The organism is Bradyrhizobium guangdongense, from assembly GCF_004114975.1.
Classification (GTDB): Bacteria; Pseudomonadota; Alphaproteobacteria; order Rhizobiales; family Xanthobacteraceae; genus Bradyrhizobium; species Bradyrhizobium guangdongense.
On the sequence record NZ_CP030051.1, the window covers coordinates 1741291 to 1764603 of the forward strand.

Sequence of the window (23313 nt, forward strand, 5' to 3'; positions counted from 1 at the left end):
TGGGTGGTCGGACGACCTGCGCGCTGGTCACGTTTGGAGTCAGAAGCGATGCAAGGAATGTTCGTTCCTCGAAACTGTACAAACGAATATTTCTCTAACCTGGATCAATAACCCAGGTGAATCGGGGGCGCTGCCGCCGACTAAAAATGCGCGCCCTGCATCGGTTCGGGCAGGCCCAGATGCCTTGCCGCGGTTGCGCCCATATCGGCGAAGCCGGCGCGACGGCCGATCCGAGAAGATGATTGCGTCGACCAGGCGAGGATGGGCACCTGCTCGCGGGTGTGATCAGTGCCGCTCCAGGTCGGATCGCAGCCGTGATCGGCGGTGATGATCAAGAGGTCGTCGCTCCGTAGTCGTGACAACAGCTCGGGAAGGCGATTGTCGAAGGCTTCGAGTGCTGCCGCGTAGCCGGCGACGTCGCGGCGATGACCATGGAGCGTATCGAAGTCGATGAAATTGGCGAACAGAAAGCCGCTGTCCGCAAGGCTAGCTAGCCCGTCGAGCGTGGCGTCGAACAACGCCATATTGCCGTCGCCGCGCATGTTCCGCCCTGTCCCCCGATGGGCAAAGATGTCATCGATCTTGCCGATGGTGACGACGTCGCGACCGGCGCCTGCGGCGTGGTCCAGGATGGTGTCTTCGGGAGGCGGTACGGAAAAGTCGCGCCGGTGGGACGTGCGCCTGAAGTCTTTCGAGCTTGTTCCGACAAATGGACGGGCAATGACGCGGCCAATGTTGAGAGGGTCGATCAGTCGCCTTGCGATCGCGGAGATCTCATACAGACGTTCGAGCCCGAAGGTCTCTTCATGCGCTGCGATCTGGAACACGCTGTCGGCCGAGGTGTAGCAGATCGGCATTCCGGTTCGCATGTGACGCTCGCCGAACTCGGCGATGATCTCCGTGCCGGAGGCGTGGCAATCTCCGAGGATGCCGGGCAATCCAGCTTGCTCGCAGAAGGCCCTTGTCAGCTCTGCGGGGAAACATGGCGTCGTGCGCGGGAAATAGCCCCAATCGAACGGGACAGGCACTCCGGCGATCTCCCAATGACCCGACGGGGTGTCTTTGCCCTTCGAGACCTCGCAGGCGCAGCCGAATTGCCCGCGTTCCACCCGACCCTCGAGCCCGGGCGGCACGCGGCCGGTAGCCAGCCGGCAGGCTTCGCCAAGACCGAGCGCGACGAGATTGGGAAGCCGGAGCGGTCCCTCGCGGGCGGAGCTGTCGGCGCGACCGGCCATGCAGGCCTCCGCGATGTGACCGACGGTGTCGGCGCCTTCGTCGCCATAGCGCTCGGCATCCGGCGCGCCGCCGATGCCCACGGAGTCCATCACCAGGATCAGGGCACGCATGTGGGCTCTCTGGCGGATGTTGGGGAGGATGCAACGCCGGTTCGCATGCAATAGCGGTCGACCATCGATGCGCAGAAATCGGCGAATTCGTTGACGTCCAGCGGCGGGCTGGTGTGATGTGGCTCGATGCCCCGATGCTCGGGGGTGAAGCAGAACGTCACCGTGACCTCAAATTCCGCCAGCGCCTCCATCTGGCGGTCGAACCAGTCGTGCGCGTTGGGACGGAAGCTGTCGGCCCATGACAGGCCTGTCCTGAGATGGGTCACGCCGAGACGACGCATCCAGCGGACTGCTTCGTCGAGTCGATGATCCTCGAAATGGAACCACTGGCACAGTCCCATGGCGGGCGCGTAGGCTCCAAATAGATCGGCGGCCGCTTTCGGCGTGCCGTCCTCACGCAGCAGGCCCATGTGGAAATGTCGGTAATAGGACGAGCCTTCGGCTTCCTTGTGCCGTGTCGTTGCTTCCCAGGCGGACGGAAGGTCGTAGAGGCTGTACCAATGGATGCGCGGTGCACGGCCGATCAGGAGCTCTGCGGTGCGCGACAGCCCCCAGGCCTGCACCTCTTCCGCGCCGAACGAGGAGACGCCGACCTCCGTCACCCAGACGGGCAGGGTGGTGACCGCCTTGATCTCCTCGAGCTTCGCCGGCCATTGGCCGATCTGCCACAGGTTCCAGTCGAGCGGAAAGCCGTGCACGGCGACTGCATCGAAGTGGTCGAGCACGCCGCGGTTCTGCATGTTGCGCATGAAGGAGGGATCGATTGGCGAGATGCCGCCGAGGACGATCGGCAATGCGGGGCGCGCGCCGCGGATCGACTTGCCGGCGGCGATCGCCAGGTTTGCGAACATCGCCCAATCCGGATCGATCAGCAGGTCCCAATGCGACTTGTTGTTGGGTTCGTTCCAGATCTTGGCCGCCTCGATCATCAGCTTGTGCTCCGGGATGGATAGACGGGCCCGTCGGCTTGTGGCCGCCCGGTGCGTTTGCAAAGATAGACTTCCTCTTCCGGATGGGCGGTGATCGCGAAGCCGGCGCTGCGCAACATGGCCTCGACGCAGGCCCGGTTCGGGACCCACCAATTGGTGGGATCGTCGGCATATTTGTGCTCGATGAAGTGCAGCTTGGGATAGCCCGCGGAATCGAACTGATCGGTGGTCCAGAAATCGTAATTCTTCTCGACGGTGTCGACATGGCTGGCGCCGCGCTGCATCGACTGGAACAGCAGGAGATCGGTGGCGACATGCTCGTGGATGAGATCCAGCGCCAGAAGCGGATGACGCAGATGATAGAGCACGCCCATGAAGATCACGAGGTCGAACTTCTCGCGGAGTTGTCCGACGTCGTAGGCCGACATCTGGCGGAATTCGATCCTGAGGCCGTTCACCTCGGCGGCGAAACGGGCCTGCGCCAGATATTCCTCATCGGTATCGAGGCCGAGCACGCGTTCGGCGCCCCGCCGCTTCATCTCCATGGCGTAGAATCCGGCGTTGCAGCCGATATCGAGGACGGTCTTGCCATCGAGGCGATCCGGGATAATTCCGGCGAAGCGGCGCCATTTCACGTTGGGATAGTCGCCGAGGAAGTGGGTGGGCGCGGTCGGCACGCCCTTGAGGTCGAGATTGTGAAACCAGGGCCCGAGCGCGTCGACGCGCCGGCGAATTTCGTCACGCGTGAGCAGCGCTCCCGTCATGCAGTTGCTCCATTCTCCATTGCGGGGATCGGTCGAGCCCCATCGCTCGAGCTGCCGGCCCGCAACCTCGACCTGCCGTCGGCGCCGGCGCTTTCCGCGAGCAGGGCCATCGCGGTGCGATAACCGCCGATGGTCCCGACGTCGACATAGGATTCGCCGGCCTTGACCCCGATGCCGAGGCCGCCTCCTTCGATATAGGCATTGACCAGAGTCCCGAAATATTCGTCTCGCCGCTCTCGTGCGTGCCAGAGCTCATGTAACTGGCGAAATCCGGTCGCGGACATCTTGAAAGCACCCCATATCCATCGCGAGGTCGGGTTGGGTTGCTTGACCTGGATTTCCCTTACTCTGTCGCCATCGAGAACGACGGCGTCGAAGAATTCCGGTCGCTCGACAGGGAAGAGTAGGAAGGAGAGGTCGGCATCGGGCAGAGCCTGCAATGCGACTTTGGGAAACCAGATGGTGTCGGGCAGGCCCACGATGACGTCCTCGTCATGGCCGACCACGGTGCCCGCCCGAAAAACGGCATCGCAGAGGCCGGAGGCGTCGGGCTGGACGACATAGGCGAGCTGCGCGCTGCCGTAATGATCGCCGAAATATTCCAGAATATCGGACTTGCCCGGCGAGATCACAAAGCAGATCTTGTCCGCGCCGCCGAGGATCAGGCGCTCCAGCAGATATTCGGAGACCGCACAAGGACGCTCGGTGCCGTCGTCGCGCCGGCTGCCGACGGGCAACAGCTCCTTGGAGAACGCCAGCGGTTGGATGCGGCTGCCGCGACCCGCGGCCGGAACGATGCCCCACATGGTCAGGCCTCCTCGGATTGCTGCTGATGTGCGCCGCTGGATTCCGCCTGCTCGAGCAGCAACACCAGCTCGCGCGCGCGTCTATCGGATGTGTGCTGATCCATCGTCCGCTCATAGGCGCACCTGGCGATGGCTTGCAGCTCGGCGTTCGACATCGCCAGCGCGGCCAAGGTGTCCTGCGCGTCGCGCGCGATCAGGATCTCCCGGCCGGGCGTGAAGAACGCCTCGATGCCCGGCCAGTCGTCGCTCAGGAGCGGGACACCGCAGGCCGCTGCCTCGAACAGGCGGCCGGAGGGGCACCAGCCCATCTCCGCCATGGCCTTGCGCGTGACATTGAGGGTCAGACGGGAGGACGCAAAGAAAGGCGCATGTTCGGACGGCGGCAGATGCCGCACGAAGTAGATGTTGGACGACCACGGAAAGTCGTCGGGATATTGCGCTCCGCCGATCAGGAACCGGAGGTCCTGCCGGGCTCGTGCCGGTTCGACGAACAGAGCTTCGAGCCCACGCTGGCGGTCTTGGGAATAGGTGCCGAGATAGGACAGATCCGCGCGATAGTGCGGTTGGGGCGGTACCGGGCGATGAATATCGCTATCGACGTGGCCGTACAGGGGATGGATGTCAGCGGCGCCGAGCCGATCGCGGAATTCTTGGGTCACGCGCGGTCCGCCGGTAAAGCTGAGGACAAGCGCAAAATCCCGCAGGCCTCGCGGGCCGATGTAAGGAACGGATTCACCCGCCAGGAGCCGCGCCAGTGTGATGGGCGTATCCAGGTCATAGAAGACGGGGATAGCGCGCCCTTCGGACATGATCAGGTCGGTCGCCGCGATCGCATCGGGACAGTACGACGTCACGATCGCGACATCGGCATCACGGACGTCGTCGCGGGCGAGGGAGCGAGTCTCCTCCCAATGCGAAAACAGTCGTAGCCGGCCACCCGGCAGCTCATTGAAGTCGCGGGCGCCGGCGTAATAGGGAACGTCGCGCTCGTAGAAGACGACGCTGTGGCCGAGACGTGTCAGGTGCTTGCAGAGGCCGCGCCAGAGCGTCGCGTGGCCGTTGCCCCAGGAGGAGGAGATGGTCAGGCCGAAAATGACGATCTTCACGCCGGCACCCGCTGATTGACTCCGGTTATTCTGTATCCGCCCCTGCCTGCGCTGAGGGTACTGATGCTGGACGGGTCGATCTCGATCGCAAGGAAGTCGTCCAGCCGCATGCGCGCGTAGTGCAGCAGCGCGGCGCGGATCGGCTCGGCATGGCTGACGGCGATGGCTGTGCCCGCGGAACGATCGTTGCGCAGCTGCTCCAGATGGTTGACGATACGATTCTGGAGCGACCGCATGCTCTCGCCGTCTGGTGGACGGGCGCTGCCACGCTCCCTGTTCCAGCGCGACCATTGCGGGTCCCGACCGAGCTCCTCGAAGGACCGGCCGGTCCATTCGCCATAGTCGAGTTCGTCGAGAGCGGGAACGATCTCGACCGGCAAACCGAAATGCGCGGCCAGGATGCAGGCTGATTGCATGCAGCGCCGCTGCGGGCTCGATTGGATCAGGTTCGGCCGCGGGCGCAAATTAGCCGCACAGCGCGCCATCTCCGCGCAGCCGACGTCGTCGAGCGTGACGCCATTCATCCGCCCGCATAATGTACGGCCGAGCAGGGCGTGATGACCATGGCGGACAAGATGGATGATTGCGGCCATCAGGTGTAGGCCTTGTCATCGATAAAGGCGCGCGTTCGCCGTCCAGCCTCCTCGTCGGTGAACTGTTGCGGCGGCGACTTCATGAAATAGCTGGAGGGACCGGTCAGGGCGCCGCCCTGACCGCGATCCATCGCCAGCTTGGCGCAGCGGACTGCATCGATCACGACGCCCGCCGAGTTCGGTGAATCCCACACTTCGAGCTTGACCTCGGCGCTCAGGGGCACGCCGCCGAAGGTCGTGCCTTCGAGCCGGATGAAGGCGAGCTTGCGGTCGGTCAGCCAGGGCACGTGGTCGCTCGGCCCCACGTGAATGTTGTCTGGGTCCATCGGGACGTCGAACTGGCTGGTGACGGCCTGGGTCTTCGAGATCTTCTTCGAGGTCAATCGCTCTCGTTCCAGCATGTTCTTGAAATCGGTGTTGCCCCCGACATTGAGCTGGTAGGTGCGATCGAGCCGTACGCCGCGATCGCGAAACAGATTGGCAAGCACGCGATGCATGATGGTCGCGCCGACCTGGCTCTTGATGTCGTCTCCGATGATCGGAAGTCCTGCGTCCTCGAACCGCCGCCGCCAGTCGGGATTGGAGGCGATGAAGACGGGAATGCAATTGACGTAGCCGCAACCGGCTTCGATGGCGCGGGCCGCGTACCATTCGCTTGCGCGCTGCGAGCCCACAGGCAGGTATGAGACCAGAACGTCGGTTCGCGACATCGCCAGAACTTCCGAAACGTCGGCCTCCGGGACGTCGGCGACCGGAACGTCGTCTTGGAGATAGTGCCCGATGCCATCCAGCACCGGACCGCGCTGGACAATCACGCCGGTCTCGTCGACGTCCGCGAAGCGATGCGTGTTGTTCGGCCTGGCAAAGATGGCCGCGGCGACATCGCGACCGACCTTGCCCGCGTTGACATCAAAAGCCGACGCAATCTGAATGTCGCTGATGTGATATCCGCCTAGATCAACGTTCATCAGGCCGGGCACAGGCTCGTTCGACTTGGCGTTACGATAATAGGTGAGCCCCTGGACGAAGGAACTTGCGCAATTGCCGACGCCGACGATGCCGACGCGCACGCGGCGCCTGTCCTGAAGACGGGAATGCATGGACGAAAACCTCCGGGAAGACGCGTGGCAGCAGTGTAAGTAGATCGGCGAACGTATCGGAAGGTATGTTCGTTCCTGCGTTGGAGACGCCACGCCGCGGCTGTGGATCGATTCCGGGCAACAAAATGCAGCGGGCTTAACCTGGGATAGAATCCGCGGCTGCACGCAGGGAACGAAGATCTTCCTGGATGAAGATGAAGAAGATGATGCAGGTTGCCCGGCTTCAGCCACGGCGTGCCGCGAAGAACGAATCCCGGCCGCCCGCGTTTCACCGCAAATGGTCCAGGCGATGACAATGTCATTGCCGGCCCGGTCAGCGAGCGAGGTGCCACATGACGTCCAAGACGCAGAACAGCGAAGCCGAAGCGACCACCGATCACGCCGCGATCCGCAAATGGGTGGACGAGCGCGGCGGGCGGCCGGCAACGGTCAAGGCGACCGAAGAGGATGGACATGCCGGCATCCTGCGCATCGATTTCGATCCGCCAGATGAAGGGCTCGACCGCATCGGCTGGGACGAGTTCTTCGAGAAGTTCGACGAGGCGGGGATTGCCTTTCTCCACCAGGATCGGACCAAGGACGGCAAGCTCAGCCGTTTCCACAAATTCGTCCGCCGCTAGTCGGTCCCGGACGTGGCGAACGAGTGGGTAGAGGCGATGCGCGCGGGCGATTTCGAGCGCGCCTGGGCCGTCAACGACCGCGATCTCGCGGCGTCGTCGCATCCGCCCAAGCACACAGGACCGCGGCATCTGCAGCGGATCTGGCGAGCAGAGCCGCTCGCGGGCAAGCACGTGCTGGTGCGCTGTTATCACGGGCTCGGCGACACGATCCAGTTCCTGCGCTTCATGCAGCCCCTTCGGGGCGTGGCGAGCAGCGTGTCGATCTGGTGCCAGCGCGAATTGTTGCCCCTGGTCGAGCGGGCCGCAGGCGTCGATCGCGCGCTGGCTCTCCATGACGGTACGCCGGAACTGGAGTTCGAGGTCGATATCGAGATCATGGAGGTTCCGCACGCGCTCAAGGTCGGGCGAGGGCAGATCGAGATGGGAGCGCCGTATATTAAGCTGCCGCCGAAGAGCATGCCCGTCTCGCTCGATCGCGAGGGTCTGACCGTGGGGCTGGTTTGGGAGGTTGGCCAGTGGGATAAACGGCGGGCCATTCCGCCTGAATTGCTCCGACATCTCGCTGTTCGTGGCGTAGCGCTCCACTCGCTGCAGCGGGATGCCACGACTGAAAGCCTCACAGGGATCGGCGCGCGCGACATCAGTACGCCCGAGATCGCAACGCTTGGTCATCTGCTCCGCGAGGTCGACCTTGTCATTTGCGTCGATACCATGGTCGCGCACCTCGCGGGCGCACTTGGGTGCGAAGCCTGGGTGCTGCTGCATGCCGATTGCGACTGGCGGTGGCCTTCAACCGGAGGCCGCTCGTTGTGGTACCCGAGCGTGCGGCTGTTTCGTCAAACGACGGCCGGCGACTGGAGCACCGTCATCGCGGAGGTGAGAGAAGCGCTGCAGGAGCGAGTGACGGCCGAGCAAAGGGTCGCATGAACATGATCAGGCCGGCACATTTTCGACTTTAGCTGGTTCCGATTGCGCTGGACGGGCACCCGGCTCGCGAGCACGGATGCCGAGATAGGCGGGATCGAAACCCGCCAGCCGGACCAATCCGGGCCAGTTCGAGATCACCAAGGTGTTGCCGTGCCATTGCAGCAGGTTGGAGCGGCGTAGTTCCTGGATAGTGCGATTGGCGTGGACGGGGGAGATGCTGCAGGCTGCGGCGAGGTCGGCCTGGGTGAAAGGCGAGGACAATCTGAAATCCTTCGCGAGCCCGACATTCTGCAGCCGTGTCGTGATTTCGCAGAGCAGATGCGCCACGCGCGTCAAGGCGTTCCGGCTGCCGAGATTGATCGTCCAGTTCCGCTGCATGGCATGGTCGGCGAGCAGCATGAGCAACAAGGCGCGAGACATTCGCGGCGACCGCGCCGACAATTCGCGAAAGAAGCGATGAGGAACCTGCGCCACGACGGCTGGGCCGAGCGCAATCAGATTACCGGTGATGCGCGGCTGGTACAGTGTCTGGAGATCTGCGATGTCGCCGGGGACCGCGATCGACGTGATCTGCCCGTCCGCCCCTTGGGCATCCTGCCAGGACAAATAACCCTGGAGCAGCAGGCAGCATTGATTGCCCTCGTCGCCCTGACGCAGGATCGCCTGACGCGAGCTGAAATGCGCAATGGTACTGGGCATTTCGGCCAGCAGATCGAGATCCTCGGTGGTCACGTCAGCAAGACTCGCCAGGTGATCGGCGAGTTTGGAAAAAGCAAAACCGGTCTGCATTGGTTACCCGATCGCCCCGCCACCGGCATCATTCTGACCTAGTGGCGAAGAGAAGACATTAACTCTTGATAACGTCCGCCCGAACTCAGAGGATGCATCAATGGATACAGATCGACGTCCGCCCGTCTTCAACGTTCCTATTCATCGGAGCTAATTCCGACTGCAATCGAGCTGCTGATCGTCGCGTTCGAACACGACGTTCGAAAGCGCCCTCCGGAACTCGTGGGCATCCCGATCAAGTCCATTCCCGGCGGATGAGGGCCGACCGAGAGGCGAAGCAGAAGCGATAGGCACAATCACGATATCCGGCGTTCAAGAGCCTTCACGATGATCAGAAGGGTCAGGACGGCGATCAGAAAGCTTCCGGCAGATATCGACCGCTGACGGTCCGCTCTTGGGCTTGCTCGCATGAACATCGTCCGGATGGTTGCCTACCAAGGAATCGGGTGAACTTCGGTTCCTAGGCCCGGCAAAATCCTGGTGAACTCACCGGATGGCTTCACCACGCGGGGACCTCAACTAAAGATACCGCGAGCCCGCGCTCCCCGAGACCCCGCCGCCTCGCTTCGATGACGACTGCAGGAACGAGCGTCATTCCCGGGATTTGCACCGGGTTACTAACGGGAAGGCGCTCATGAACAGTTCTGATGCCCTATTGTCGTCCGTCCTCCTGACCAGGGTGACTGATGATATCTGGATCGCGGATGACGCGCCGATCAGTGCGGCCGGCCTGCGTCTGCCCATTCGTATGACGGTCATTCGGTTGCCGAATGGCGATCTCGTGCTGCACTCGCCGGTGCGATATTCGTCGGCTCTGCGCGAGGAGCTGGAGCGGTTAGGCCCCATCAAATATCTGCTCGCACCCAATGTTGCGCACTGGATGTTTCTGCCGACGTGGCAGAAACAATTGCCGCAAGCACGGATCTTCGCGGCGCGGGGACTGGCTGCGCGGAAGCAGGTGCGCGAGGCCGGTCTTCATATCGACCGCGAACTGGGCGACGTCACCCCCGATGAGTGGGCTGCCGAGCTCGAGACCATCTCCGTGACTGCGCCGATGTTCGCGGAGGTGGAGCTATTCGACAAGCGAAGCCGCACATTGGTCCTGACGGATCTCGTGCAAAATCTGGACCCGAAGCATCTCTCCCCGCCAAATCAGGCTGCGGCAGACCTGCTCGGCAACGCCAAACCTGACGGCAAGGCGCCGGTTTATCTTCGGCTGCTGTTGCGGCTTGGCGGCCGTTCGACGCAGGCCGCGGCGGAGCGACTGGTGAGCCTGGCACCCGAGCGGGTCATCTTCGCGCATGGCGACTGGTTCGCATCTGAAGGAACCGAGCGGCTCCGTCAGTCACTGCGCTGGCTTCTTCCCGCCGGCGTTTCGGAAACCACATCGCGGTCAATGAAAGGCACACGCGTCGTCATCACGGGAGCGTCGAGTGGAATCGGTCGCGCCGCAGCGCTGGCGTTCGCGCGAGAAGGTGCGAGCGTAGCTCTCGCTGCGCGGCGCGGTGGGATCCTGAAAGACCTTGCGGCGGAGTGCGGGGCTCTCGGAGGTCGTGCCGTGGCGATCCCGACCGATGTCACCGATGCCGAGGCGGTGCAGCGATTGGCCCGGGAGGCGGAAGATGCGTTCGGCGGCATCGACGTCTGGATCAACAATGCCGGCACGGGTGTGTTCGGCGCCTACCAGGACGCCGATCTTGCGCTTCATCGGCGAACGATCGAGGTCAATCTGCTTGGGACCATGCATGGCGCTTTCGCGGTGCTGCCGATCTTTCTCCGTCAGAAGCGGGGGATCCTGATCAATAACATCTCGCTTGGAGGGTGGACGCCGACGCCGTTTGCTGCCGCGTACACCGCGAGCAAGTTCGGCCTGCGCGGGTTCACGGCAAGCCTGCGCCAGGAACTCGGCGCACATCCCCAGATCCACGTCTGCGGCGTCTTCCCGGCGATGGTGGATACGCCGGGTTTCATCCACGGCGCCAACATGTCCGGAAAGAGGCTCGATCCCGGCCCGCTTCTGTACCAGTCCGAAGATGTCGCCCAAATCTTCTTGAGCCTCGTTCGCGCGCCGCGCGATGAAGTGGCCGTCGGATGGCCGGCCCGCGCGGGCCAGATCGGTTACGCTCTCGCGCCGAGATTGACCGAGTATCTGACGGGAGGTGCATTTCGATTTCTGCTGTCGCGCGCCCGGCGCGCCCCGATCAGCGAAGGAAGCATGATCGAGGCGTCGTCACCAGGCACATCCGTCGACGGAGGATGGCTGGCGCGAAAGCAGCTTCCGCCGGCCGGGGTCATCAGCAAAGGGCTTGCGGTGGTTGGAATAGCTGCGTGCGCTGCTTTGGTCGCCTCGGCAGTTGCTCGCCCGCGCCGGCCAATCGGGACAAGACGCCGCCGAGCATAAAGGGCGTGCTGACGGACATCATGGCAGCGCGTAGGCCCGCACGTAGTCGCCGAGCTTGGTGCCGAATGAGCCGTGGCCGCCGTCGACCGTCACGACGTATTGCTTGCCGCCGACTTCATAGGTCATCGGTGTCGACTGACCGCCGGCCGGAAGCCGGTCCTCCCAAAGCTGCTTGCCGTCCTTGATGTCGAAGGCCCTGATATAATAGTCCATCGTTCCCGTGATGAAGGCGACACCGCCCGCGGTCACGATCGGCCCCCCCAGCATGGGGACGCCCAGCTTGAACGGCAGCGGTAGCGGCGCCTCATCGCGGATCGTGCCGATGCGATGCTGCCAGACGATCTTCTGGGTCTTCAGATCGATGGCTGCGATATTGCCCCAGGGCGGTTCGAGGCAGGGAATGCCGAGCGGCGAGAGGAAAATGCCGAGATCGACGCCATAGGGAGCGCCATACATCGGCTGCACCCCGAGTTCGGTGCCGGGTGGATGCGCCGCGTTGGGCGCAGCCGGATTGTCCTTTCCGCGCGGCACCAGGCGCGAGATGAAGGGAATGGATTGCGGATTTGCGATCGCGATCTGGCGCTTGGGATCGACGGCGATGCCGCCCCATTCGAACATGCCGAAGTCACCAGGGAACACCAGTGTGCCTTGTTCCGAGGGCGGCGTGAACGGTCCTTCGTAGCGCAGGCGCTTGAACTTGATGCGGCAGGCGAGCTGATCGAACATCGTGCTGCCCCACATCTGCGCATCCGTCAGCATGCCAGGTGGACGGAAGCTCAATTGCGAGAAGGGCTGGGTCGGCGACAGCCGGTCTCCGGGCGCGGGCCCTTGCGGCACCGGCTTCTCCGGCGTGGGCACCAGTTGATGCCCGTCGCGGCGGTCGAGCACGAAGATGTCGCCGGTCTTTGCCGGGATATAGATCGCCGGCGTGACGCTGCCGTTCGAGCGCAGATCGACCAGGCTCGGCTGCGACGGCATATCCATGTCCCATAGGTCGTGGTGCACGTTCTGGAACGACCAGCGCAGCTTTCCCGTGCCGATGTCGAGTGCAATCAGAGCCGAATCGTAACGCTCTTCGTCGGCGGAACGGCCGCCGCCCCAGATGTCCGGAGAGCCCGAACCGAGCGGCACGTAAACCAGACCAAGATTTTCGTCGACCGCGGAAATGCTCCACGAATTGGGCGAGCCGGCGGTGAAATGATGCGAAGCCGACGGCATCTCGTTCGGGTCGGGATTGCCGGCATCGAACGCCCAGATCAGCTTGCCGGAATAGATGTCGAAGCCGCGGATCACGCCTGACGGTACGCGATCGGAATAATTGTCGATCACGGCCCCGCCGACGATCAGGACTTTGTCGGTCACGACCGGGGGCGACGTCCCCTCATAAAAGCCGAGCGTCTGGATCTCGCTACCTTGTTTGAGGTCGATCTGGCCGTGATCGCCAAAGCTCTCGCAGGGCCTGCCGCTCTGTGCATCGAGCGCGAACATTCGCCCGTCATTGGTGGGGATGAAGATGCGCGCCGGACAATCGGAGGGAGCGGGCCCGCCGCCGGCAGTCACCGCGCCGGGCTTGGTCGCGTGATAGGACACGCCGCGGCAGGTCATGTGCTGAAATGCCTTGTTGTGCTTGACCTCAGGGTCGAACTTCCAGCGAAGCTTTCCGGTCGCAGCCTCCAGCGCGAACACGATCTGGTGCTGCGAGCAGGTGTAGAGCAGGTCGCCGACCTTGAGCGGGGTTGCCTGGTTGGTGATCTCGTCGGGATCGTCAGGTCCCTTGTGGTCGCCCGTGCGGAATTCCCAGGCGAGCTTGAGGTCCTTGACATTGGCGTCGGTGATCTGGCTGAGCGAGGAATAGCGCGTGCCGAAGCCGGTGCTGCCATAGGCCGTCCAGTCCTGGCCGGCAGCAGGCGCAGACGAGGCGGAGGAGGCGGCGTCCGACGTATTGTTCTCGGGCAGCGTTCCGGCAATCGCACGGCGATCCCTGGCAAGAGAAACGCCGAGCACGACAATGGCGATGATCAACACGAAGCCAAGCGCCGCTCGCGCCATCCGCACGCGCGGCATCAGACGTGACGATACGAACGGCAGCAGCAACCACACGCCGAGCGGCGCCAGGATGTCACCGCGGGGTGCGAGCGACCAGAAATCAAGCCCGACCTCCCACACCGCCCAACCCATCGTGCCGAGCAGCAGCAGCGCATAGACCCAGAGCGCCGCAGCGCTGCGGTTCGCAAGCAACCAGCAGGTGAGCAGGAGAGCGATCCCGGCAATCACATAATAGGCGGAGCCACCCAGAGTTGCGAGCCAGATGCCGCCAAGGAGCAGATACAGCGCGATGAGCGCAAGGACCACGATGGTGATGGCGAGCCAAGGCGTTTCGCGGAATAAGGTCTTGATGGAGATCATCGGGGACTGCTCGGCTATTTGAGCGTGTAGAGAAAGGCGGCGATGTCGCGCGCGTCCTTCTGCGGGATTCCCATTCTGGGCATTGCGTTACCGGGTAACGCTTTCTGCGGATCTTCGATCCAGGCGGCCATGTTGTCGGGAGAGTTCCGGATGTAGCCGGCGATATAGGTCCGCGTGCCGACCCGATGCAGCGGCGGGCCGACATTGCCGTCCGCGCCGGCAATGCCGGGAATGTCGTGACAGCCGCCGCAATGATAATTCTTGATGAGGTCGGCGCCGCGCTTGGCGTCGCCAACGAAATTGTCAGGGCCCGCGGCATCGGCCTTGCCGCAGCCGATCATCGCCAGCCCCACCAGCGAGGCGATCAACAACCGTGCGGCCAGATTGTCGCCCATTCGCCGCTCCGATCAGGGCTTCTGGCCGAAATTGAAGGTCTTGGTGGCGGACCATGGATCGGTCGTCGAGACCTGCTCGCTCGGGACCTGCTCCACTTGGGGCGACAGCGGATTGGCCGCAAAGGTGCGACCCCATTGCCGGTTCGGCTCATTGCTGATCTTGCCGATATAGGTGACGAGGTCCCAGATCACGCTGTCGGGCAGCACGCCGCCCCAGGCCGGCATGCCATTGGGCCGCCCCTGGTAGATCGACAGGTAGATGTTCTCGGGTTGCGAGCCATAGGTGAAGAGATTGTTGCTCAGCGCCGGTCCCATGCCGCCGCCGCCATTCGGCGCATGGCAGCCGACGCAATTGAAATTGACGAAATAGGTCATCCCGCGCTGCTCGGCATTGGGATCGCCCTGGACGGGGTTCTTGATCTCGGGCGGATCGGGCTGAGCGCCGGGGAAAAGATGGCTGACGGGCACCTGCATGAAGACGCCCCGCCTGCCGTTTCCCACGCTGCCACCGAAATTCGGACGCGGCGCCAGGGTAGGCAATTGCGCCTCCTGGGATTGCGGCAGAGTTTGTTGCGCGAACACGGCGCCGCTCGGCGTGGTCGCCAGCAGCAGGGCGGCGGCGCTCGCGCGCAGCGATGGGGCAGACATCATTCGTGTCCTCCTGATGCCGTCACTGACTCGTCGACCAGAGGCACGCCGTAGCTCCGCAGCAGCGCGGCGATCTCGGATCGATGCTCGTCGATGAACGTGTTCAAGCGGTCGCGTAGAGCGTGGTCTCCCTTGCGAACCCCCATCGCGATGGCGAACTGGAATTGCTGCGGCGTGAAGCGCGCGCCGTCCTGGATCGGGGTGACCGTCAGCGGCACCCTCGAATGCTCGGCGAAATAGCCGCCCAGCGGCCCCCATGCGGCGGCAACGTCGATCTCGCCGCGTTCGACCGCCTCGATCAGGCGCGCCGGCGGGTCGGCCTGGCGATAGTCTCCATAGATCGAGTAGCCGCGGACATTGTCGACGATACCGAGCTGGCCAAGGGCCTGCGCCGGTGGCGGATTGTTGCCGTCGTCGCCGACGAGGTGCACGCCGATCACGAGACGATGCAGGCGCGGGTCGAGCAGCGAAGACAGGTCAAGATGCTCGTCCTGACGACTGACGAAGACGTAGGTCGAGCGATAATAGGGCTTTGTGGTTTCGACCAGATCGTAGCCGGAGGGCACACCGATCACGAGGTCGCATTTATCGGCCTTCAGCGTGTTGCGGATGAAGCCACGACGCTGCGCCCACCAGGTGTAGGACAGGGATCGTCCGAGGGACTCGGCGACCATCGCCGCGAGCTTGTTCTCGAAGCCGGCCTCCGCGCTGTTGGAGAACGGCAGATTGTTCGGATCGGCGCAGACTCGAAGCTCGCCATTCGGCGCGGCCGTTGCCGGGGACACGATCCCGACCAGGCAGGCAAGCACAACAGCGGTACAATCACTGCGGAGGCGCATGGCTGTTGTCCTGACCGTCGGCGCTGCCGAGCTTGAACACCAGGAGTTCGCTGCCGCCAGTGGTGTAGAACGGCAGATCCTGCATCGCGCCGGTGAAGCCCAGCGCGGCATTGCGCACGCGCTGATCGACCTCCGCATTCGCCACCACGCCGGGCCAGCCACCGACGCCCGAGAGGATGGCGATGTATTGCTGCCCGTCCGAGCCGCGGTAGGAGATCGGCTGGCCTATGAATCCCGAGCCTGCACGAAACTGCCAGAGCACTTTGCCCGTCTTGGCGTCCACCGCCTTGAACAAGCGGTCCATCGTTCCATAGAACGCGACATCGCCCGCCGTCACCAGCGCGCCGCTCCAGACCGGCAGCTTCTCGTGGATCTCCCAGACCTTCTTGCGCGCGACCGGATCCCACGCCATGAACTCGCCGCGATGCCCCCCGGGGCCGGCATACATATCGACATCGGCGCCGACATAGGGCGTGCCGGCGATGTAGCCGACCTGCGACGCCTTGAAGTTCATGCAGAGATGCTGATGCGGAACGTAGAGCAGCTTCGTGCGCGGTGACCACGCCGTTGGCTGCCAATCCTTGGCGCCCGGCGCGCTCGGGCAGATGTTCTCGACCGTCTTGCCGGCCAGCGGCGTCTTCTCCTCGTTGGGGATGATCTTGCCGGTCTTGAGGTTGACGCCCTTGTAGGCATTCACGAATTCGAAGGCATCGGCGGAGATCACTTCGCCGGTGGCGCGGTCGATCACGTACATGTAGCCGTTGCGGCCGGGATGGATCAGCACCTTGCGCGTCTGGCCATTCAGCTCGAGGTCGACCAGTACGTTCTCGTTGATCTCGTCATGGTCGAACAGATCGTGCGGGTTGACTTGGTAGGCCCATTTGGCATGCCCATTATCAGGATCGCGCGCGAAGATGGTTGTGCTCCAGAGATTGTCGCCGCTGCGCTGGTTCGCATTCCAGGGGCTGGGATTGGCGGTCCCGTAATAGATCAGGTTGAGATCGGCATCGTAGGAGATCCATCCCCACATGGTGCCGCCGCCGACCTGCCATCGGTCGGCAGGCCAGCTCTTGACGCCGAGATCCTTGCCCTTGAGGCTGTCGTAAAACGGCTTGAAGTCATCGCCGATCAAGACGTCCTTGTCGGGGCCGGTCGCATACGCACGCCAGGCGATGGCACCGGTGTTCTCGTCGAGCGCGGTGACCCAGCCGCGCACACCCATCTCTCCACCGCTGTTACCGATGAGAACCTTGCCCTTGACGATGACCGGCGCCATCGTGATGGTCTCGCCCTTGTTGATCTCGCCGAGCTTCGTATGCCAGAGCTCCTTGCCGGTCTTCGCGTCGATCGCGACGGAATGATTATCGAGCGTATTGAGAAACACCTTGCCGTTGTCGAAGGCGAGCCCGCGATTGACGACATCGCAGCAGGCAACGCCTGCCGCGGCAGGTTCGGGTTTCGGTGCATACGACCATTTCAACTCGCCCGTTGTGGCATCGAGCGCGAACACGCGGTTCGGATAGGGACCGGCATAGGGCCCAACCACGTACATGGTCCCGTCGACGACGAGTGGGGCGGCCTCCTGGCCGCGATCGGCTCCGATCGAAAACGTCCAGGCGAGCTGCAGGCGTGACGCATTGCTTGCGTTGATCTGGTCGAGGGCGCTGTAACGGGTGTTGGCATAGTCACGCGCAGCCATCGGCCACTGGCCGGGATCTTTCATGCGGCTGGCCAGATCGGTCTGGGCAAAGCCGGGAGACTGCGATGCGCAGCAGGCGCAGATCAGGCTCAACGTCCCCCACAGCAATTGCCTGAGGCCGGGCATTAACATAGGTGAAGATCTCCACGGCATTGATGAGGCCCTGCCGCGTTGCAGGCCGGATTGCGAACGTACAAACGTTGCACGCGCGCTTGGTTCCTAAGTGCTCGACTGCACCTATCTCACGACATTCCCCGAGACACCGGCGCCGAGATCGACGGCGATCTGGTCTTCCTTGCCGTTGCATTTCGGGTGACCAAATCCGGACGGGCTTTTGCCGTCCGGGCCGATGTCGTAGATGATGGCGTCCTTCGCGTTCGGGCTGACACCGGCCGGTACGTGATCGAGGCCGAGGAGGTGACGCACGCGCCAGGCGACATTGTGGTCCGCGCAGGAGCTGTCGCCGCTCACGCCGAGCGCGCCGGCGATGCCGTTGCCGTCATAGAGCGCGAGCCCGCCGCCGAACACGATGACGCCGCCGACAGGCTTGCCGACCATCGGATCATGCGCGGTTCCGAATTCCTCCGGCGTGCCCGCATAAATCACCTCCGGTGACGGTGGATTGCTGAGCGCCGCACCGAACAGAAAGCCGCCGGGCTGTGCACCCGCATAGAGGTTTGCGCTGGCCATCGCTTTGTTCGTCAGGCTGAACGCATTCGCCGTGTTGGCCTTCTCGGCGGCGATGGCACGGCTGCCCGGCCATTGGTCGTCGGCCTTGCTGCCGCTGTAGGCGACGGCGCAGACCACGCCCTGCCGGTTCACGACGGCAGCCCATTCGTTGTTGTCGAGGCCGCCGTTGCTGGGGCCGCCGCCCGGCTTGACGCTCTTCTTGAGGATGTCCGCCAGCTGGTCATGGTCGACCGGACACGACATTCCCGGGCGCGGCTGATCTTGCGCGATCACGCCTTGCGGCAGGGCAAGGCCAGCCGCGAGGATGACGGTCGCCAGGACGGTTCTTTTGCCCATGTGGCCTCCTTGGAGTGTCGAAACTCAGCAGGCGAACGTCGTGGTCCGACTTGCGGTTCCTATGTCCCTTGCCATCAAGCGGATCGTTCAGCCGGCATGCCGAACCATCGGCACGCGGGACGCGTCGATCGTGATCAGCCAGCGATAGGCGAAGAACAATGCTGCGCCCGTGTAGAGGATGCCCATGGGCACCCACATCAGAATGCCCGCGAGCTGCTGATCCTCGAGCGGCGACAAGCCGAACTCGCCCGCAAGGGCGCCCTGGCCGGGAATCCAGATGCGCGTCGACAGCGTCAACAAGGCGCCGAGCACGCCGGAATGAAGCACGGTGACGAACAGGCATGCGACCGCGATCCCATCCCGAAGTCGCACGCTGCGCCCGAGGCCGCGGCCGTGCAGCAGCACCCACCAGAACAACAGCGCGGTGGCGAAGAAGCTGATGTGCTGAAGGCGATGGACCGCGGTGTTTTCGAGCGCCCACGCATAGAGCGGCGGCGCATGCCAGACCCAGAGAGCCAGGCCATGCAGGGCTGTCGCGCTGACAGGGTGGCTGACGAGCGCCCACGGCCTCGCCACGCCAGGCCAGTTGAGACATCGGCCCACGGCGGGACGAAGCGAGGCGGGCAGGCTCCACATCACCGGCCCGTTGATCCGGGCGTAGGCCATCAGCGGCGCGCCGACGATCATGAGCAACTCGTGCTCGACCATGTGGGCCGTGAACAGACGCTCGCCGAGCCAATGCAGCGGCGAGGTGAGGGCGAGCGCGACGATCAGCCATCCCGCCCAGAATGCGCCGACCTGGCGGAAGTTGACGCCGCGTCCGCCGCCGGCACGGCGCCAGAGCCGCTGCGTGCCGACATAGAAGGCGGTCCCAACGGCGTAGAGCGGCGCCAGAAGCCACGGATCGAAGCTCCAGAGCGAGCCCGGATCGACGTCCGAGATGCCATGGGCCATCGCCGGCGCCGCAACCAGGCTCAGCAGGAGCGCCAGCAGGCTCAGCGCAGGCATGGGCTGATCATCAACGACGCCGCGAGCTGGTTCGCGATCACCAGCGCGAACAACACACCGGAGCCGACGCCCAGCCAGGCCATGAATGTGCGGGGACCACCGCCCTGCGCGTCGGTCCACTCCGCCCCGGCGCCGCGACGGACCGCACGCGCGGATATTGCCGTTCCCGCGAGGGCGACGATGGCCAGGACGGCGCTCATGATCGTGCCGCTCAGCTTCGTCGTCTCGCATGAGAAATGGGCGAGCGCGTAGACCCCTTGCAGGTTGATGCCCCAGGCCAGCGGGCCGAGCGCGACGCCGGCCCAATAGAGCAGTTTCGGAGCTCGTTCAGGATCGGTCATAAGCGCGGCACCCAGTCGAGCAGGACGTAGAGCGGCAGCCAGGCCAGCACGACGAAGTTCCAATAGAACACGTTGTCGGTGACGTCGCTGAACCGGCGCGGCTTGGCGTGGCGTGTGAACATCAGGACGGCCAGCACGACCGTGTCGCCGACGTCGGTGGCAAGATGGGTGGTGTGGAGTCCCAGGATCAACCAGACGATCGATCCGTAGGCGGAGTTGTCCCAGCGCGTGTTGAGATGGGCGAACTCGAAACCGCGCAGCACGAGCAGAGCGATGCCGATCAGCGACATCACGATCAGGCCGATGCGCACCCTGGCAAGATCCTGCCGGTGCGCCACGCGATTGATCATTTCGTTCGGGATGATGCTCAAGAGATAGATGATCGTCTCGGCCGTGCCGGGCCAGAGATCGGGCGGCGCAGCGCCGATCGGCCAGTTCGGATTGACGGCATAGAGATAGAGGTAGGCGCCGATGGCGATAGCAAATCCCATGCCCTCCAGCGCCATGAAGCCCATGGCGCCCCACCAGGGGCCGCTGCGCGGGCCGTAGCCATAGGTCGGCAGCTCGGCGACATTGCGGACGATGGTCTGTCTCACTCCTCGTCCTCCTTGCTGCCGCTCGGCCAGAACCAGCCGATCAAGGTGACCGCCATCGGCGGCGTGCCCCACAGCACGGCCCAGGGCGTGAAGATCGAGCCGATGAAGAACACCGTGGTGGCGATCGCCGTCAGCAGCGGCCAGATGCTCGGCTCGGGAGACGCTTCGCGGACCTGCGGCTCGGCTTCCGCAAGCGAGGTCATGAGCACCTCGCGGCGCTCCACGCTGAGACCTGCGACCACAGGCAGGCTCTCGTTGTCGAACCAGAGGGGATCGCGATGTTTGACGATGGGAATGCGATCGAAGTTCTGCGGCGGCGGCGGCGACGTGGTCGCCCATTCCAGGGTCGAGGCGTCCCAGGGATTGTCGCCCGCCAGGGCCCCGCTGCGGAGGCTATGAATCGCATTGACGAGCAATAGCGCGAAGCTGATCGCGAAGATGGCGGCGCCGGCGCTGGAGAGCAGGTTGAGGTGGGCCCAGTCCATGTCGGCGGTATACGTGTAGACCCGCCGCGGCATCCCGATCAGTCCGAGAATATGCATCGGGAAAAACGCGACATTGAAGCCGACAAAGGCGAGCCAGAAGTGCCAGCGTCCGAGCCGCTCGCTCAGCATCCGGCCGGCGATCTTGGGAAACCAGTAGTAGACGGCGCCGATGAGCGGGAACACGGCGCCGCCGATCAACACGTAGTGGAAATGGGCGACGACGAAATAGGTGTCGTGCACCTGGGTGTCGATCGGCACCGAGGCGACCATCACGCCGGACAGACCGCCGATCACGAAGATGACGATGAAGCCGAGGACGAACAGCAGCGGCGTGCGGTAGACAGGGCGGCCATCCCAGAGCGTCGCAAGCCAGCAGAAAATCTGGAGCCCGCTCGGCACCGCGATCAGCATGCTGGAGGCCGTGAACAGGCCGGCGCCGAGCTGCGGCAGGCCGGTGACGAACATGTGGTGGACCCACAGGCCGAACGACAGGAAACCCGTCGCAATCAACGAGAGGATGACGACGGGGTAGCCGATCACCGGACGGCGCGCGAACGTTGCGAGGATCATCGAGACCATGCCGGTGCCGGGGATGAAGATGATGTAGACCTCGGGATGGCCGAAGAACCAGAACAGGTGCTGCCAGAGCAGGGGATGCCCGCCCGAAGACGAGTCGTAGAAGCGCGTGTTGACGAGGCGGTCCAGGATCAACGAGGTCGATGCGACCATGATCGAGGGCATCGCGAACATCACCAGGAAGCTGGTGACCAGCATGGCCCAGACGAAAAGCGGAATGCGGTCGAGCGTCATTCCCGGCGCGCGCAGCTTGAAAACGGTCACGACGATCTCCACGGAGACCGCGAGCGCGGCGACCTCCGTGAAGGTGATCATCTGCGCCCAGACATCTGGCCGCTTCGTCGGGGTGTACTGCAATGACGAGAGCGGAACGTAGGCAAACCAGCCGACGTCAGGGCCGACATTGAGCATGAAGGAAATCCAGAGGAAACAGCCGCCGAACAGGAACATCCAGTAGCTGAAGGCATTCAGGCGCGGGAAGGCGATGTTGCGCGTTCCGACCATCAGCGGCACGAGATAGACGGCGAATGCCTCCATGACAGGCACGGCGAAGAGGAACATCATCGTCGAGCCGTGCATGGTGAAGATCTGGTCGTACTTGTCGGCCGACAAGAACGTCTTCTCGGGGCCGGCGAGCTGAACGCGCATCAGCACTGCGAGAACCCCGCCGAGCAGCAGGAACACGAATGCCGTGACGATGTAGCGGCGCCCGACAACCTTGTGGTCCACCGACGCAAGTGCCCCGAAAAAGCCGGACGGCGTCCGCCAGAGGTTCTCGAGCCGCGTCGAAAGCTGCAGACCATTGAGCGCGTCGTCGCGCAGCTCGCGTTGCTCGGCCACAATGCTCACTTGAGCTGCTCCAGATAATGAAGAATCGCGATGAGCTCGTCCGATTGCAGCGGCATCTTCGGCATGTAGTTTCCGGGCTTGATGTGCTGGGGATCGGCGATCCAGGCCGCAAGCGTTGCCGGGGACATCGGCAGCGTTCCGGCCGCGACCGTCGTCCGGCTGCCGACATGGGTGAGGTCAGGGCCGAGCTGGCCGCCAGCGAGCGTACCGCGGATGCTGTGGCAGAGCGCACAGCCTCGCGCGCGGAACAGCTGCTCGCCCAGCCTGCCGAGCTGGTCGGCCGGATCGCGCGCGCTTTCGTTTTCGTGGTCGCGCCAGCGGCCGAATTCGTCCGGCGGCAGCGCGAGCACCGCGAAGGCCATATGGGCATGCTGAAGGCCGCAGAATTCGGCGCATTGGCCGCGATAGACGCCGGCATTCTTCGCGGTGAATTGCAGCTCGTTCTTCTGCCCGGTGATGAGGTCCATCTTGCCGGTCAGGCTGGGGACCCAGAAGCTGTGGATCACATCGGCGGACTCCAACTCGACCTTCACGGGCTTCCCGGCCGGAATGCGGATCTCGTTTGCGGTCACGAAGCTCCGGGCGGGGCTGTCGTCCTCGTAGCGGACTTCCCACCACCATTGATGCCCGATGATCTTGAGCGTGAGCGCGTTCTCGACCTTGGCGAAGACGGTGCGTTGGCCGGCATAGCTGACGATCGAGAGCCCGAGCACGATGACCAGGGTTGCAAGCCCCAACACGAAGATGACGCGACCGCTGGCTCGCTCAAACGGCTGGTGCAGCGCGAGCGGCTGGTCGGCCGCGCGCTTCCGGCGCAGCATGCTTAGCCCAAGGACGATCACCACGGCGATCCAGACGAGGGCCGCGACGATCAGGAAGACGGAGAGAGTGTGGAATATCTCGCCGGATTGAAGTCCCTGCGGGTCGAGCGCGGACTGCCGGCCTGCGCAAGCGGCCAGCGGCAACGTCGCAGATGGCACCAGAGCCGTTCGCATCCGGACAGGCATCGATGTTCGCCATGCTCCCCTTTTCCGGGAGCGAACCGGACAAACGTTTGAAGGTTC

The 23313-nt window shown here is 63.9% G+C and carries 22 protein-coding genes; 3 read left to right on the top strand and 19 right to left on the bottom strand.

Translation table 11 applies throughout. The annotated features are described in order from the left end of the window. Positions 1-140: 140 nt before the first annotated feature. Genes X265_RS08360 through X265_RS08390 form a run of 7 tightly spaced genes read right to left on the bottom strand, consistent with a single transcriptional unit; the run spans position 141 to position 6644 of the window. On the bottom strand, positions 141-1346 hold the full coding sequence (locus X265_RS08360) for a phosphopentomutase (protein WP_128964373.1): 1206 nt from the start codon (positions 1344-1346) through the stop codon (positions 141-143). Then, positions 1334-2275: a glycoside hydrolase 5 family protein gene (locus tag X265_RS08365; RefSeq protein WP_128964374.1), complete on the bottom strand. Its 942-nt coding sequence runs from the start codon at positions 2273-2275 to the stop codon at positions 1334-1336. Before X265_RS08365 ends, X265_RS08360 begins: the two co-directional genes overlap by 13 nt. Further along, positions 2275-3039 carry a TIGR04290 family methyltransferase gene (locus tag X265_RS08370; RefSeq protein WP_128964375.1) on the bottom strand — a complete coding sequence of 255 codons (765 nt, stop codon included), beginning with the start codon at positions 3037-3039 and terminating at the stop codon, positions 2275-2277. Before X265_RS08370 ends, X265_RS08365 begins: the two co-directional genes overlap by 1 nt. After that, entirely contained in the window at positions 3036-3845 is an 810-nt protein-coding gene (locus X265_RS08375) for a nucleotidyltransferase family protein (protein WP_128964376.1), read from the bottom strand. The genes X265_RS08370 and X265_RS08375 overlap by 4 nt, the downstream gene beginning before the upstream one ends. A gap of 2 nt (positions 3846-3847) precedes the next feature. Further along, positions 3848-4951 (bottom strand): CgeB family protein, encoded by a 1104-nt coding sequence (locus tag X265_RS08380; RefSeq protein ID WP_128964377.1) that lies wholly within the window; start codon positions 4949-4951, stop codon positions 3848-3850. Further along, positions 4948-5544, bottom strand: a complete 597-nt coding sequence (locus X265_RS08385; RefSeq protein ID WP_128964378.1) for a histidine phosphatase family protein — start codon at positions 5542-5544, stop codon at positions 4948-4950. Before X265_RS08385 ends, X265_RS08380 begins: the two co-directional genes overlap by 4 nt. Next, the gene (locus X265_RS08390) at positions 5544-6644 is read right to left on the bottom strand and encodes an inositol-3-phosphate synthase (RefSeq protein WP_128964379.1); all 1101 of its coding nucleotides are present in this window, start codon (positions 6642-6644) and stop codon (positions 5544-5546) included. The genes X265_RS08385 and X265_RS08390 overlap by 1 nt, the downstream gene beginning before the upstream one ends. A gap of 332 nt (positions 6645-6976) precedes the next feature. Here X265_RS08390 and X265_RS08395 point away from each other — a divergent pair, with 332 nt between their 5' ends. Then, a complete protein-coding gene (locus tag X265_RS08395; RefSeq protein WP_128964380.1) occupies positions 6977-7264 on the top strand; it encodes a hypothetical protein in 288 nt (95 codons plus the stop codon). 36 nt (positions 7265-7300) lie between these two features. Further along, positions 7301-8191, top strand: a complete 891-nt coding sequence (locus tag X265_RS08400) for a hypothetical protein (protein ID WP_128964381.1) — start codon at positions 7301-7303, stop codon at positions 8189-8191. 6 nt (positions 8192-8197) lie between these two features. On the opposite strand, the gene X265_RS08405 is transcribed toward X265_RS08400, so the two are convergent. Beyond that, positions 8198-8980, bottom strand: coding sequence for a Crp/Fnr family transcriptional regulator (locus tag X265_RS08405; RefSeq protein WP_128964382.1), 783 nt, complete (start codon positions 8978-8980; stop codon positions 8198-8200). Positions 8981-9614: 634 nt separating this feature from the next. Between X265_RS08405 and X265_RS08410 the strand changes: the two genes are divergently transcribed. Beyond that, a complete protein-coding gene (locus X265_RS08410; RefSeq protein ID WP_128964383.1) occupies positions 9615-11381 on the top strand; it encodes an SDR family oxidoreductase in 1767 nt (588 codons plus the stop codon). Positions 11382-11399: 18 nt separating this feature from the next. On the opposite strand, the gene X265_RS08415 is transcribed toward X265_RS08410, so the two are convergent. The 11 genes from X265_RS08415 to coxB form a co-directional block, all read right to left on the bottom strand. Continuing rightward, the gene (locus tag X265_RS08415; protein ID WP_128964384.1) at positions 11400-13787 is read right to left on the bottom strand and encodes a glucose/quinate/shikimate family membrane-bound PQQ-dependent dehydrogenase; all 2388 of its coding nucleotides are present in this window, start codon (positions 13785-13787) and stop codon (positions 11400-11402) included. A 14-nt stretch (positions 13788-13801) separates the two neighbouring features. Next, entirely contained in the window at positions 13802-14182 is a 381-nt protein-coding gene (locus X265_RS08420; protein ID WP_188637351.1) for a c-type cytochrome, read from the bottom strand. A 12-nt stretch (positions 14183-14194) separates the two neighbouring features. Beyond that, complete coding sequence (locus X265_RS08425; protein ID WP_128969186.1) at positions 14195-14830, bottom strand: c-type cytochrome; 636 nt, start codon at positions 14828-14830, stop codon at positions 14195-14197. Then, positions 14830-15669, bottom strand: coding sequence for a substrate-binding domain-containing protein (locus X265_RS08430; protein ID WP_128964385.1), 840 nt, complete (start codon positions 15667-15669; stop codon positions 14830-14832). Before X265_RS08430 ends, X265_RS08425 begins: the two co-directional genes overlap by 1 nt. Continuing rightward, positions 15653-17500: a methanol/ethanol family PQQ-dependent dehydrogenase gene (locus tag X265_RS08435; RefSeq protein WP_128964386.1), complete on the bottom strand. Its 1848-nt coding sequence runs from the start codon at positions 17498-17500 to the stop codon at positions 15653-15655. Before X265_RS08435 ends, X265_RS08430 begins: the two co-directional genes overlap by 17 nt. Positions 17501-17605: 105 nt before the next feature. Further along, positions 17606-18394, bottom strand: coding sequence for a heme-binding protein (locus X265_RS08440; protein WP_128964387.1), 789 nt, complete (start codon positions 18392-18394; stop codon positions 17606-17608). Positions 18395-18481: 87 nt separating this feature from the next. Then, a complete protein-coding gene (locus X265_RS08445; protein ID WP_128964388.1) occupies positions 18482-19402 on the bottom strand; it encodes a cytochrome c oxidase assembly protein in 921 nt (306 codons plus the stop codon). Beyond that, positions 19390-19743 carry a hypothetical protein gene (locus X265_RS08450; protein WP_128964389.1) on the bottom strand — a complete coding sequence of 118 codons (354 nt, stop codon included), beginning with the start codon at positions 19741-19743 and terminating at the stop codon, positions 19390-19392. The genes X265_RS08445 and X265_RS08450 overlap by 13 nt, the downstream gene beginning before the upstream one ends. Beyond that, positions 19740-20339, bottom strand: coding sequence for a cytochrome c oxidase subunit 3 (locus X265_RS08455; RefSeq protein ID WP_128964390.1), 600 nt, complete (start codon positions 20337-20339; stop codon positions 19740-19742). The genes X265_RS08450 and X265_RS08455 overlap by 4 nt, the downstream gene beginning before the upstream one ends. Further along, complete coding sequence (gene ctaD / locus X265_RS08460; protein WP_128964391.1) at positions 20336-22249, bottom strand: cytochrome c oxidase subunit I; 1914 nt, start codon at positions 22247-22249, stop codon at positions 20336-20338. Before ctaD ends, X265_RS08455 begins: the two co-directional genes overlap by 4 nt. Next, positions 22246-23256: a cytochrome c oxidase subunit II gene (gene coxB / locus X265_RS08465; protein WP_128964392.1), complete on the bottom strand. Its 1011-nt coding sequence runs from the start codon at positions 23254-23256 to the stop codon at positions 22246-22248. The genes ctaD and coxB overlap by 4 nt, the downstream gene beginning before the upstream one ends. Positions 23257-23313: the final 57 nt, after the last annotated feature.

Excerpts from the sequence above, each read along its gene's own strand:
- X265_RS08360 (WP_128964373.1), bottom strand. The coding sequence starts at position 1,346 with ATGCGTGCCCTGATCCTGGTGATGGACTCCGTGGGCATCGGCGGCGCG.
- X265_RS08365 (WP_128964374.1), bottom strand. The coding sequence starts at position 2,275 with ATGATCGAGGCGGCCAAGATCTGGAACGAACCCAACAACAAGTCGCAT.
- X265_RS08370 (WP_128964375.1), bottom strand. The coding sequence starts at position 3,039 with ATGACGGGAGCGCTGCTCACGCGTGACGAAATTCGCCGGCGCGTCGAC.
- X265_RS08375 (WP_128964376.1), bottom strand. The coding sequence starts at position 3,845 with ATGTGGGGCATCGTTCCGGCCGCGGGTCGCGGCAGCCGCATCCAACCG.
- X265_RS08385 (WP_128964378.1), bottom strand. The coding sequence starts at position 5,544 with ATGGCCGCAATCATCCATCTTGTCCGCCATGGTCATCACGCCCTGCTC.
- X265_RS08390 (WP_128964379.1), bottom strand. The coding sequence starts at position 6,644 with ATGCATTCCCGTCTTCAGGACAGGCGCCGCGTGCGCGTCGGCATCGTC.
- X265_RS08395 (WP_128964380.1), top strand. The coding sequence starts at position 6,977 with ATGACGTCCAAGACGCAGAACAGCGAAGCCGAAGCGACCACCGATCAC.
- X265_RS08400 (WP_128964381.1), top strand. The coding sequence starts at position 7,301 with ATGCGCGCGGGCGATTTCGAGCGCGCCTGGGCCGTCAACGACCGCGAT.
- X265_RS08405 (WP_128964382.1), bottom strand. The coding sequence starts at position 8,980 with ATGCAGACCGGTTTTGCTTTTTCCAAACTCGCCGATCACCTGGCGAGT.
- X265_RS08410 (WP_128964383.1), top strand. The coding sequence starts at position 9,615 with ATGAACAGTTCTGATGCCCTATTGTCGTCCGTCCTCCTGACCAGGGTG.
- X265_RS08415 (WP_128964384.1), bottom strand. The coding sequence starts at position 13,787 with ATGATCTCCATCAAGACCTTATTCCGCGAAACGCCTTGGCTCGCCATC.
- X265_RS08420 (WP_188637351.1), bottom strand. The coding sequence starts at position 14,182 with ATGGGCGACAATCTGGCCGCACGGTTGTTGATCGCCTCGCTGGTGGGG.
- X265_RS08425 (WP_128969186.1), bottom strand. The coding sequence starts at position 14,830 with ATGTCTGCCCCATCGCTGCGCGCGAGCGCCGCCGCCCTGCTGCTGGCG.
- X265_RS08430 (WP_128964385.1), bottom strand. The coding sequence starts at position 15,669 with ATGCGCCTCCGCAGTGATTGTACCGCTGTTGTGCTTGCCTGCCTGGTC.
- X265_RS08435 (WP_128964386.1), bottom strand. The coding sequence starts at position 17,500 with ATGTTAATGCCCGGCCTCAGGCAATTGCTGTGGGGGACGTTGAGCCTG.
- X265_RS08440 (WP_128964387.1), bottom strand. The coding sequence starts at position 18,394 with ATGGGCAAAAGAACCGTCCTGGCGACCGTCATCCTCGCGGCTGGCCTT.
- X265_RS08445 (WP_128964388.1), bottom strand. The coding sequence starts at position 19,402 with ATGCCTGCGCTGAGCCTGCTGGCGCTCCTGCTGAGCCTGGTTGCGGCG.
- X265_RS08450 (WP_128964389.1), bottom strand. The coding sequence starts at position 19,743 with ATGACCGATCCTGAACGAGCTCCGAAACTGCTCTATTGGGCCGGCGTC.
- coxB (WP_128964392.1), bottom strand. The coding sequence starts at position 23,256 with ATGCCTGTCCGGATGCGAACGGCTCTGGTGCCATCTGCGACGTTGCCG.